At 22.7% G+C, this 12,539-nt stretch carries 13 protein-coding genes and 1 pseudogene; 12 read left to right on the top strand and 2 right to left on the bottom strand.

Annotated features, from left to right (window positions below; translation table 4 throughout):
• The first annotated feature begins 6 nt into the window (after positions 1-6).
• The 7 genes from ACI2WJ_RS02720 (at position 7) to ACI2WJ_RS02690 (ending at position 4,141) form a co-directional block, all read left to right on the top strand.
• On the top strand, positions 7-204 hold the full coding sequence (locus ACI2WJ_RS02720; protein WP_400254763.1) for a hypothetical protein: 198 nt from the start codon (positions 7-9) through the stop codon (positions 202-204).
• Positions 205-323: 119 nt separating this feature from the next.
• Positions 324-1,139, top strand: a complete 816-nt coding sequence (locus ACI2WJ_RS02715; RefSeq protein WP_400254762.1) for a hypothetical protein — start codon at positions 324-326, stop codon at positions 1,137-1,139.
• A gap of 16 nt (positions 1,140-1,155) precedes the next feature.
• Positions 1,156-1,314, top strand: coding sequence for a hypothetical protein (locus ACI2WJ_RS02710; protein ID WP_338959470.1), 159 nt, complete (start codon positions 1,156-1,158; stop codon positions 1,312-1,314).
• Between the two features lie 40 nt (positions 1,315-1,354).
• Positions 1,355-1,543 carry a hypothetical protein gene (locus tag ACI2WJ_RS02705; RefSeq protein WP_174480113.1) on the top strand — a complete coding sequence of 63 codons (189 nt, stop codon included), beginning with the start codon at positions 1,355-1,357 and terminating at the stop codon, positions 1,541-1,543.
• Positions 1,544-1,559: 16 nt separating this feature from the next.
• Positions 1,560-1,934: a hypothetical protein gene (locus ACI2WJ_RS02700; RefSeq protein WP_400254761.1), complete on the top strand. Its 375-nt coding sequence runs from the start codon at positions 1,560-1,562 to the stop codon at positions 1,932-1,934.
• An 18-nt stretch (positions 1,935-1,952) separates the two neighbouring features.
• Positions 1,953-3,137, top strand: coding sequence for a hypothetical protein (locus ACI2WJ_RS02695; RefSeq protein ID WP_400254760.1), 1,185 nt, complete (start codon positions 1,953-1,955; stop codon positions 3,135-3,137).
• Positions 3,138-3,151: 14 nt separating this feature from the next.
• Entirely contained in the window at positions 3,152-4,141 is a 990-nt protein-coding gene (locus ACI2WJ_RS02690) for a hypothetical protein (RefSeq protein WP_400254759.1), read from the top strand.
• Positions 4,142-4,261: 120 nt separating this feature from the next.
• Here the strand turns inward: ACI2WJ_RS02690 and ACI2WJ_RS02685 are convergent, their stop codons facing one another.
• Positions 4,262-5,500: an IS256 family transposase gene (locus ACI2WJ_RS02685; RefSeq protein ID WP_400255219.1), complete on the bottom strand. Its 1,239-nt coding sequence runs from the start codon at positions 5,498-5,500 to the stop codon at positions 4,262-4,264.
• 170 nt (positions 5,501-5,670) lie between these two features.
• Here ACI2WJ_RS02685 and ACI2WJ_RS02680 point away from each other — a divergent pair, with 170 nt between their 5' ends.
• The gene (locus ACI2WJ_RS02680; RefSeq protein ID WP_400254758.1) at positions 5,671-6,114 is read left to right on the top strand and encodes a hypothetical protein; all 444 of its coding nucleotides are present in this window, start codon (positions 5,671-5,673) and stop codon (positions 6,112-6,114) included.
• A 128-nt stretch (positions 6,115-6,242) separates the two neighbouring features.
• The gene (locus ACI2WJ_RS02675; protein WP_400254757.1) at positions 6,243-8,681 is read left to right on the top strand and encodes a hypothetical protein; all 2,439 of its coding nucleotides are present in this window, start codon (positions 6,243-6,245) and stop codon (positions 8,679-8,681) included.
• On the opposite strand, the pseudogene ACI2WJ_RS02670 reads toward ACI2WJ_RS02675, so the two are convergent.
• Positions 8,637-9,657 (bottom strand): annotated as a pseudogene (locus ACI2WJ_RS02670) (IS3 family transposase). The gene ACI2WJ_RS02675 and the pseudogene ACI2WJ_RS02670 sit on opposite strands and share 45 nt — an antisense overlap.
• A gap of 131 nt (positions 9,658-9,788) precedes the next feature.
• On the opposite strand from ACI2WJ_RS02670, the gene ACI2WJ_RS02665 reads away from it, so the two are divergent.
• The 3 genes from ACI2WJ_RS02665 to ACI2WJ_RS02655 all read left to right on the top strand — a co-directional run bounded on the left by ACI2WJ_RS02665 (position 9,789) and on the right by ACI2WJ_RS02655 (position 12,502).
• A complete protein-coding gene (locus ACI2WJ_RS02665) occupies positions 9,789-10,550 on the top strand; it encodes an Mbov_0401 family ICE element transposase-like protein (protein ID WP_400254756.1) in 762 nt (253 codons plus the stop codon).
• A gap of 358 nt (positions 10,551-10,908) precedes the next feature.
• Positions 10,909-11,442 carry a hypothetical protein gene (locus ACI2WJ_RS02660; RefSeq protein ID WP_400254755.1) on the top strand — a complete coding sequence of 178 codons (534 nt, stop codon included), beginning with the start codon at positions 10,909-10,911 and terminating at the stop codon, positions 11,440-11,442.
• Complete coding sequence (locus ACI2WJ_RS02655; RefSeq protein ID WP_400254754.1) at positions 11,423-12,502, top strand: hypothetical protein; 1,080 nt, start codon at positions 11,423-11,425, stop codon at positions 12,500-12,502. The genes ACI2WJ_RS02660 and ACI2WJ_RS02655 overlap by 20 nt, the downstream gene beginning before the upstream one ends.
• Positions 12,503-12,539: the final 37 nt, after the last annotated feature.

Raw genomic sequence — 12,539 nt, 5'->3', positions numbered from 1 at the left:
ATAATCATGACTAAACGAGAATTTTTAATTAAATGAAATGTAGATGAAAAATTATTTTTTATTGATAATGTTGAATTTTGTACAAGTGACACATGTGTAATGTTTAATTGAAATGATAATTATTTAATGATTGATTATTATTCAGAATACATGAATAAATTTATAAAACTATTAAATGATTTAAAACAAATTAAAGGAGAATAAAAAAATGCAAAAGGAAAAAATTAAAATTAGAAATTATGAATTTGAATTAAATTCTTATGTAGTAGATTCCTTATTAGATGTTATAAGAGAACTGATAAAAACAAATAAAGGAGAATAAAATGCCAAACGAAAATACACAATCAAATTATACTTTAACTAAATTAATTAGAATTGGTATAAGTCCAATTTGCGCAATGATTGGTACAAACGCTTATTATGGTCAAGTAATAAACAATTCAATATTAGGTAGTATTAATAGTTTATTATTTGGTAAAAAATTAGGTTTAGATGTATGAAATTTAAATCAAAGACCAAATACTAAAACTAAATTAATTAATAGTTCTAAAAAAATCTTATTAGGTTTAGGAACAATTGGTTTAGCAAATTATAGTAAATGAACAGAAAATAATATTAATCCTATTATTCCAACAACACCAATTCCAGTAACTACTACAACTACAACAGAAGGTCCACCATGATTATTATTAGATAAAAAAGATAATCAGTCATTAATGGATTGAGATACATATATTAGTTTAAATGCTTATGGTATTTCAAATCTTATTAGTGGACTAACTGAGTTAATACCTAATAAATTTGAAACAATAAGAAAGATTTGTAATATGACTACTGGTGGATGTTTAATATCAAGTGGTGTTGCTATGGGTATTAATAATGATTTTAATAATGCTTATGCAATACCTACCATAATTGCTGGTGCAAGTGAAATAATCCATAATTTATTACCTATGGAAACTACACATCATAATGAAGAAATGCAAGAAACACCATTTAATAATGAAACTGCAAGATTAATTAATGATAATAGATTTACTATTAATAGTGAAACAAATAGTCAATATGGAACTAATATGAGTGATGTAATTTTAGATAATGCTTCATTAAATTGAGATTATAATCACATGAGTTTATAAAGGAGGTGAATAATTTATGAATAAAGAAAAATTACTAGAATATTACAATGATAAATTAAAACAACATGAAAAAGATTTAGAAGACATACGATTGAATGAACGTTTAATTGCAAATCTTTTAATGGATACAAAATGTATGATTGAAAGAATTAATAAAGGTGAATTTGATGAATAATCAAAAATAAACAATAAATAGTTGAAAGGAAAATATTGAGATGAAAGAATTTTTACATGAATTAATAATTATTGGAACAAGTGTTGGAACATTAATTTGCAGAGAAATTATTGTTTTATTAAAAAGATTTATCACAACTCCAAAACATGTTAGAGCAAATAACAAAATTATAAAACATCAAAAAAAATTAGCAAAATTAAATGAAAAGATTAATAAAGAAAATAAATAATAAAGTGGTGATGTAAATGTTAGAAAATGAAGATAATGTTCAACAAACAACTGAACCTTTAACTGAAAATAATGTTCAACAAGAAATAGAAAATAAAGTTAATGAAGCAGAAAATAAGTTAAATAAACTTAATCAAGAAATTAAAGAAAAAGAAATAATTAATATATTTAAAAAATATCAAGTTAAAACTGAATTTTATGATTTTTTAAAATTTAAAACAAGTAATATAGAAAATTCAAAAATTGAAGAAACTATTAAAAAAATGATTAAAGAACAACCAGTATTTAAAGAAACAATTAATACAGGTGGCAATAAACAAATAATTATTAATAATAAAACAAATGATAAAGAAAATTTTTTAATTAATTATAAAAAGAAAAATTATTTATAAACGAAAGGAAGAAATAAAATGTCAGTACCATTTAATCAAAATTTAGACAATACAGAGAGATTAGTAGAAGCACCAGAATTTATAGAATTTTTTAAAATTTCAAATAGTCCATGGGCAAACTTTTTCCCTACTGAAATTGTTGACTCAGTAAATATTGAGTTTATTGTTAAAAAACCAAAAAAACCAGAAGTAAAAATTATTGCTTGAGATGATAAAAGTAAAAGATATGAATTACCATATGTTGATACAGATAAAATTAGTAAAAAAATAACTAAAAAATATCTTGCAGGAGAAATTATTGCAGATGTAGATTTAAAAGCAAATAATGCACAAAATTTATTAGATAGTATGCAATATGAAGTTGCAAATGATTTAGCAGATAAATTGGCAATTGATGATACACAACCAATTGCAAAATTTGCTACTAAAATCGATATTGAAGATACAACACCAGTAGGCTATTTAAAATCAATGTTATCTGCTTGAAATACTTTGTTTCAATTTAGAAACATTGCAAATAGTAAATTTTTTATTACTAATGGTCTTTATGATAGTTTAGTTTATTTAGCAGATAATAAAGGTTTAATTACCGATAATCAGTTGGCACAACAATTACGTTTAAATGGAAATAATTTATATGTAAAAGGCGTATTATGTGAAATCGTTCTTGATGACTATATGATTTTTACTAATGATAAAAATGAACAACAATTAATGACCTTTATTTTAGCAACACCAAGAGCAATGAAAAGATACATGATAGAAAATACAGTTATTTATGTAGATTTTATTAAAGATGATAAAGCAGGAAGAGCATATAAAGTTGCTGGTGAAGTTGTTGGAGAAGCAATCCCATATATTTCTAATAATGAAACAACATCACGTTGAATGTTATGTGGAGTTATTAAAACAGAAAAAACTGATTTAAAAACTAAAATTACAGTTTTAACAACAAATATTACTGCAAATGTTAATAACAATAACAATGAATTAAATACAGAAATAAAAAGTACTAATGAACTTAAATCATTAAATCCAAATTTAACAAATCCAACTATTAAATATTTTAGTGATGCACAAGGAAAAACTAATGTAAGTAATCAAAAACAAAAAGCAGGTGACTTATATATAACTATTACTGCAAATGTTAATGACTTAAATTATAAAGGTTCAACAAATCCAATTAAAATAACTCTTAAATAAAGGAAATTAATATCATGCCAATTGGTACAACTAGTACAGCAATACTTTTAAACATAAATAAACCAAAACATACTAGAACAAGTAACCAACAAGAAAATAAAAGTTTTTGATGAAAAATTTTAGAAATAATTGGTGTACAAGTTATAGCAGTAGCACTTGCTCCTTTTACTGGTGGATTAAGTGAAAGTGTAGCCCTTGGATTAGGTGCAAGTGATTTTATTGCAAGTACTATTAATTTTGGTATTTATGCTACAACTGATTTTACTATTAATCAAGTTTATGATTATTTAAAAGGAAATGTAACAAAATTAAATACTTTCTTAAATTTATTACCTGCATTTGCTGGACTTAATAAAATTAGTCGTGGTTATCGTACTACTAAATTTATTAAACTAGCACAAGAAACTAAAACATTAGAACAAGTTGGTATTAAAGAAGCCAAAAATTTACAAGAAGTTATTAGTCAAGTAAGTGGAAAAGAAATTTTAACAGATAAAATTATTGGTAATAAACGTTATTTAATGAATTATAGTTTTAGTCCTAATCGTGAAACAGTATTACGAGATTTAGGTTATGTTGCTGAAAGACAATATAAAAATAATTTTCAAAAATTAGAAGCACAAGAATTAAAAGATTATTTATTATTACAAAATACATTAATAAAATTAAGTCCACAATTAACTCCTAAATTTAAAATTAAAGATATTGAAAAAGCAAATAACTTTTTAAAAAAATTTAATACTGATTTAAAAAAAGTACTATCTATGAACCAACATGATTGATTAAATTTAGTTCATACAATACATTCAGAAAATAGATATGGAAAAACTTTAATTTTAGATTTACAAAAAATTCGTGCTAATGCTATTAAATTTAATTTTAAAAATAATGTTATTCATCAACTTGTTTTAAAAGCAAATCAAAGTTTTAAATATTTTGATATTAGATTTTATTTAAAAAAAGGTTTAAATAAATTTTGAAAAAATACGACAAAGTATATATAAATTACAAGAAAAATTTGAAAAGTTAGAAAAACATGCATTTGAAAAAATTAATAAATTAAAAGAAAAAACAACTGATTTAGAGGCTTTTATGTAATCTGTGTATCTTTGTTTTACAAAGTACTAGTTTAGATTAATTCTATCTTCAAATTTTATCATAAAATGAGCAATTGCTGTATTTCAATTTTGAATGGGCATTGTTCATTTTTTTGTTATATTTTCAATTGCTAAATAAAATATTTTAAAAACTGCCATATCATTAGGAAAAACTTTTTTATTTCTGATAATTTTTCGTAATTGACTATTTACAGATTCAATAGCATTTGTTGTATAAATCACTCTTTTAATTTCTGCAGGATAACTAATAAAAACCATTAAATTATCTCAATTTTTATATCAAGATTTAGCAATTTGAGGATAGTGTTTATTTCACTTATTTTCAAAGGATTCTAAAGCCTGCATTGCTTGTTCTTCACTACATGCAGTATAAATTGGTTTTAAATCTGCAACTAGAGATTTTCTATGCTTATATGAGACATATTTCAAACTATTTCTAATTTGATGAACTATGCATAATTGATGTTCTGTTTTAAGATAAACTGATTGTATTGCTTCTGACATGCCTGTTAAATTATCACTGCAGGCAATAAGAATATCATTTAAGCCACGATTTTTCATTTCTGTTAAATTTGCTAATCAAAATTTAGCACCTTCATTTTCACTAATTCATAAACCTAAAACATCTTTTTTACCTTCTAAATCAACTCCTAAAGCTATATAAACTGATTTGTTAATAATGCGTTTATCTTGTCGTACTTTAACTACTATACAATCAAAATAAACAATAGGATAAATGCCTTCTAATGGTCTATTTTGTCATGCTTTGACATCATCAATCACATCATCAGTAATTTGACTAATAATACTTTCACTAATATCAGCACCCTGATATAACTCTTGTAACTGCATTCTAATATCTGATAATGTCATACCTTTTGCATATAAGGAAAGAACTTGTTGATCAAAACCATCAAATCTTCTCTGTCTTTTTGGCACTATTACAGGAGTAAAATTACTATTACGATCTCGTGGTACATCAATCTCAATTTTACCTTGTTGAGTTATTAATTTTTTTGAACTTATACCATTACGAGCATTGTCACTATTACTATGTTGATTTTTTTCATATCCTAAATAATTTTGCATCTCAGAATTCAACATTTTTTCAACTAAACGTTTTGTTAATTCTTTATATAAACCCCCTTCTTTAAAAACTGTTGTTAAATCTTCAGTATTTTCTAATAATAAATCTACTGCTTTTGATATTGGATCATTATTATTAAAGTTATCTTTTTTAGCCATCTGTAACTCACTCTTTCTAGTCATTTAATTATATTTACTAGAATTAATTAAACATAGTTATTTTTGTAAGTTACACAGATTACTAAACATTACCCTGATTTTTATTTACTAGTGCAGAAAAAAGAGCAATTAAACACGCACAATTAATTCCATTAAATTCACCAGTATTTATGGGTTGTAAAATTCAACCTTTATCATTAGATAAATGTGCAATTACTATTTATCATCGTAATCCTAAATATAAACCAATTACAGTTGTTGATAGTATTCTTAAAGCAAAAACTTTTGTTACTCAAATACATCCATTTCATTGATATCGTTGATATAGTGGTTGATACATTGGTTATGGAGTAAATCATAATAAATGATTAAAAGCAATAGCATTTGCTCCGCCAGTTGTTCAACAAGTAATTAAAGATAGTTTTAAAGTATATAGAGAAATATTTAGAATAATAAGAACTTATCATAAAGTAGTAAATGTTATTAATAATCCTATTGAAAATATTAACAAATCATTTAAAAATGTTGGTTTAAAATTTTCAGTAAATACTTTATTTGGTACTGGATTATTACATCATTTAGAAAAGTTTGCATATAGTCTAGTCAAGTTGTAGCAAAAAGTAAGAAAAAATTAAAAAAAGGCAAAAATAAAATACAAAAAGAAATTGAACATATAACACATAAAAAAACAAAAAAACATACTCATCATTATAAACAAGCATTTTTTAAGGAATGATAAATTATGATTAATAAACTTTGAACTGATGTCAGTCTTGAAAATTATAATAACTGATATCCATTAACTGGAAAAATTACAGAAACGCCACAGCAATACATACAAACATGACCTAATGTTAATGATTGATTTAAAACTTTTGCTATTCGTGCTCAAAATGATATTAATGCTTATCTTGATTTTATTTTATCTAAATTTCCTTTTGATAGTTTTAAAGATGAGTTAATTAAAGAAACATTAAGAGATATGGTTTATGTAATGGTTGAACATTGAGTATTTAATCGTACACCAATTGAATTTAATGTTGATGCTACTATTCAATTTAATAATGGTAGTCAATTTAGTGCAAATAGTACTCCTACAATTAATGTTTGAGATTTAGCACCTAGTAGAATGAAAATATGAGCAAGATTAACAGAATTAAAACAAATATTTTCAAGTTATAATGATGATGAAATAGATGTTGAAAAAATTGACTTAAAAGCATTTTATACTAGAAATCAAGTTGATGAATTAATAAAAGAACAAAAAGAATTTACATTATCAAAACAAATTAAATTATATGATGATTTAGTTGATGATAATGAAAATGAAATATATAGAGGTCCTGTTAGTAAATTTATTAATAAAGGTTATGTTGCAACTGATTATGATAAAGAAACTGAAACAATGATTTTAGATTGACCTGATGAAATTGGTACATTACCCCCCGAAGCATTACAAAATAATCCACAAATTGGTGATTATACACATGCACCAACTTGTGATTTTTCTGCTAAACAACAAAAACGAATTACTACAAATGAAAATACTATTAAATTATTAGAAACTAAAGTTGATAATAATATCAAATTATTAGAAAATAAAATTGAGATTAATAAACAAAATATTGATGATATTAAAAATAACTGATTTAATATTGAAACTAGTCCATTATGAAAAGAAATATCAAATGAACTTTCAACTGATAATTTAAATAAAGAAATATTAGTAATATGAGGTTATATTTATGAAAGTGATATTTATAAATATAAATATACTAGAAAATCTATATTTAAATTAGATAAAGAATCTGCAATAAAATCATATACTCTATTAGATACTTTTTATTCAGATGAAATTAATAATATTAGATTATATTTAACTTGCAGTAATTATAAAATTCGTGCAAGTGCTACACCTGGAACATATTACTCAGGATTTATTTCTAAAATATATCAATATATTGGAAAAGGTACACCAACTGAATTTATAGTAGAAGATAGTACTGAACGTGATTACTATACAAAACTAGAAACTAATAATTTATTAGATAAAAAACAAGATAAATTAATTGCTGGTACTAATATAACTATTGATGAAAATAATAAAATTAGTGCTTCTGGTGGTAGTTCAGTTGATGAAAATAGAATATTTAATAATAAAGATGATAAAGAGAATACTACAAGATTAGTTAATGAAGTTATTAAAACTAATGTTGGTGGTAAAACTTTAATTTATAGAAATAATCCAGTTATAACTGATGATTTAGATATTCCAAATAAAAAATATATAGATGATAAAATACCTAATTTAGATAATTATTACATAAAAACAGAAGTAGATAAAAAATTAGAAGATACAAAAGCACAATTTCCGATTGCATTTCAAATAAATGCTGTTGGTCAAGAAATTCCTAATTTAGAAACTACTAATAAAACTGTTGCTGGTGCTATTAATGAATTAAAAGAAAAAATACCTAATTTATCTGATTATTATAATAAAACTGAGATAGATAAAAAATTAGCAGATTTTAAAATTATTAAATGAAAAGGAATAGGTAATAGAGTTAATGATAAGAAATGACATATACCAACTGCACCTTTTAATCAATATATTTATAGAGTATTTGTTACATGAGAAGTTACAGAAGAAAATCCTTTAAATAAAGGTTATCAACAAGTTATATTTTTTAAATCACCTCAATTAATAGGTACTGGTAATTGAAGAATTGCTTCGGGAAAAATTGGTAATAGTGATAGTACATTAAATATTAATTTTGATAATACAGATTGAAGTTTAACTTTAAATGGTGGTAATGGTGGAGCAATTATTAGTTTAGAAGTATTAGAACAAGCAGATAGGAATGTTTATCAAATTATTAGTAATACATTAGAAATTAATTCTCCTAATACAATTGATATGATTCAACCTTTAAAAATTAATTCTAATACTTTAAAAATTAATGAATTATCAGAAAATACTTTTGATATTGAATTAAAAAATACACCAAGTATTCCACAATGAAAAGAAGTAGGAGAAATTATAACAGATAAAAATAATAATAATCAAAATTATATAAAATATATATTTAAAGATAAAACACATTATAGAATATTGGAATGGCAACCCTTTTTAGGACTATTTTTTGGTAGACATTTTTTCATGATATTTAACTGGAGTTAGGTAGTTTAAAGTGCTGTGGATTCGTATGTTGTTGTATCAATTGATATAATCAAATAATTCTAATTTTAATTGGATTAATGATGTAAAATTTTTATCATTAATAAATTCAGTTTTGAAAGTTTTGAAAGTTGCTTCAGCAACAGCATTATCATAAGGACAACCTTTTTTGCTTAAAGAACGGGTAATATTGAATGCTAATAAAAGTTTATCAATAGTTTTATTATTGAATTCATTACCGCGATCACTATGAAATATTTGAATATCTTTTAAACAGCGATTTGATTGCATAAATGCTTGATATACTAATGATGCATCTTTTTTAGTACCTACAAACACTATGTCCAATAATTTCGCGGTTAAATAGGTCGATTAATAAGCAAATATAGTTTCACTTACCATTAACTTGAACATAAGTTAAATCACTAACAATAACTTCATTTTTAAGCCTATTATTAAAGTTTCTAATCACAAGATTGCTTATTTGGCTATCATTGACTTTGTTATGATGATTTTTAAATGATAATTTAGTGTATTTTGATATTAAATTTAAAAGCACTAATAACAGCTTCATCATACATATTTTTTTTGATTTTATCTTCTTTTTTCTTTAAATTAAAATAATATGTTGATTTAGAAAGTTTTAAAAAACGACAAATTGGACGAATTTTATATTTAGATTTATTATTTGTAATAATCTCTACTTTCTGCCTATTATTAGTGCTGCTTGCTTTAAAATATCATTCTCCATTCTTAATTGTTTTAATTCTTTATTTGCTTGAATTAATTGTTTTTCTAAATCCGAAAGATTATCTTTAGTTTTAAAACTGCCTGAATTTGTAAATTGCTTAATTCATTTATAAGTAGCTGCTCTTGTAACGTTGTATTCTTTAGCAAGGTAAGATACTGATTTGCCATTTTGATATAAAGATACTATTTGTTTTTTAAATTCATCATTATATGAGTTAATATTGGCCATAATTATATTTCCTTTCTTTTAACTAATTTGTTCACTTGTCTACGTAATTAGTGTCCAATAAAGTGTAACCCATCCAAACTATTATTGAATATTTTGCTGATGGAAAAAGATATCATGATATTTTACATACTATGAAGCAAACAAAATTTAGTACAACAAGTATTAGTAGATTATTTCAAGAATATCAAGTTAATAAATTAGATGTTCCTAAAATAAAATTAGAACCAAATCAATTTATTTATATTAGTATTGATGATGGACATCGAAAATTTTGAAAATTTAAACGCAATTCTGGTAAATATTCAATGCGTTTAGTATTATTTTGTACAGATAATGTTAATCATAAATTAGTTAATAAAAGAGCAGATGTAATAATAAGACCAACAAAAACAGCAATTGGAGTTAAAAAAACTGCTGAATTTATTAAAGAACAAGGAAATAGATTTTTTGAAAATTTTGACCAAGCAAAAATTATTATTTGTGGAGATAGTGCAGGATGAATTAAAGAAGTTGCTGATTATTTAGGTGCAAATTTTGTTTTAGATAAATTCCATTTAGTTAAAAAATTATATGTTGGAATAATCGCTGGAAATAAAGGAAAATATTGAGATGAATATAAGATTTGTAGAAATTTTATTGAAAATGGTCAATATGATGAGTTAATAAAATATATGAATGAAATATTAAAAAACCATAAAAAATTAAAAAAACAATATTTTAAAAATAATAAACAAGGTATTGAAAATCAAGGTGCAAAGTGAAATATAGGTTGTTTTACAGAAGGTAATATTTGACATATTTTAAAAGAAATGCTTGGTAATAGAACTTATAACATAAATATTTATATTAAAATGGTTATTTTTAAATGTAATCAAATAAATTTAAAAACATAATTTAATTTATTTTTTTATTAAAATTTTAAAAACTTATTAAATTAAAAGTTAATAAGAATTTTTGTTGTGTATAAATATTAAATTTTATTATTGATTTTTTCAATATTTGTATTTTAATTGTAATTCATTTAATTTAGTAGTAAGATGTATTTACAATTGCATATAATTACAATTATTTCTTGTCTAAAATTTTAAAGAAATGTTTAAAAAGTAATTATATCCTCCGTTTTTGTTACCGTCCCAATATTTATTAGATTAGAAAAGTAATATTTCTAATAAAATATTATTGATTTTATTTGAATTTATTATAAAGATTAAAAAGAAAAACAAATATTTTAAGTAATTAAGGAGAATACTAATGCCATTATCATTAATAACTGAAACCACACCTTTATTACCACTATCAAATAATACTAGCACATGAAGACAAACTATTAAAAATTGAACTAATGGATTTTACCAAGAAATTAAACATTTAGTTTTGGGGTCACTATGAATATCATCAGCTATTATTATAATTGCTAGTTTAAACATTATTAGCACTCAAGTAAATAGTAATGAGGATATAGATTTTAAAAAGGCATTTACTACTTTAATTAAATGAGAAGTACTTGGCAATACTACTGTTTCACTCTTTGTTTCATTTCTAAAGAAATGTTTAACAAATTTCGGTAATAGTCAATTAGAAAAAACTTTATTTTATAAAATATGAAATAAAATAAAAGATAAAGTATTTACTAATACTATTGAAACATCTAACCTCAATTTTGAGGAAATAAAAACTAAAATTAATGTTCTTGAAGCAAATAAAAATACATTAGTAACACAAATAAAAGAGTTTTCAAACTTATGTCAACAATTAGTTACAAAGTTTGAAAACTCTTTTAAATAATAATACTGAAAATGATATTATATTAACCATTGAAGAAAACATTAATAACAATCTTAAAGCATATTCAATAATTACTAATGAATTAATAAAAATTATTGCTACTTTCGCAGTTTTCACTAGCGGAGTAGCTTTTGCTAGTTCTATAAGTATTATAAAAAACGATATAGCCAATGATTTACCTTTAAATCCAACATCCTTTGTTAAAACTTTTACTGCTCTTGAAACTATTATTGTGTCCTTTTTAGCATTAATAATTTTTAAATTAAAATTTAATCTATTTGAAAATGGATTAAAAAATATTAAACACTCATTATTATGACAATGCATTAAAAAAATTATTAATAAACCTACTATTAGTGAAGCTGATATTGAATTAGAATATGAAAAAATAACTGCTTTAAAAAGATGATATGATTTAAATTTTATTAAACTAGAATTTAATTTAAATGAAATACAAAATATTTTAGAAATACAAACTTTAAATCCTAATAATAACTACAATAGCAATATTTGTAAAAATATTAAATATTTATTTACTTGATTAATATCAATAGTATCTTCAATGACACTTGATAGTTATTTTGATATTATTACTGCTCAAATAAGTGCTAACAAAAAAATAGATTTTATAAAAGATTTAAAACTACTAATAACTAAAGAAAATATAATAGTTGCAATAATAGCCCAAATTGGTTTTTCATTTAAACTTAATATTACTGATTTTTGTTGAGAAAAATTTAAAAATACATATACTTGTCAAGCATTAAGTTATATATGTAATTTTCCTAAAAAATATTATCAGTCTGTTTACTCAAACAATTCAATTTTCCAATTAAATTCAAATATTACTGAAGAAAATTTAGAAAAATTAGTCAAAAATTATTATGAAAAATTTGATAAAAACATTAAAATCTTAGAAAAAATAAATATTAAATTAAATGATACTATTGATACAAGTAATCGATTAAATATTAATAAAATTAATAATTCTCAACTACCACCATTATTAAAAACACTACAAAAAATAGAATCAAATATTATTTCAATACCAATTAACTAAAAATATTGTTAAATAACTTTTTTATAAAATAAAAAAG

This window comes from Spiroplasma endosymbiont of Cleonymus obscurus, assembly GCF_964273375.1.
In the GTDB taxonomy this organism is placed as follows: Bacteria; Bacillota_I; Bacilli_A; order Mycoplasmatales; family VBWQ01; genus Spiroplasma_E.
This window is presented reverse-complemented; position numbering and strand designations above follow the sequence as displayed.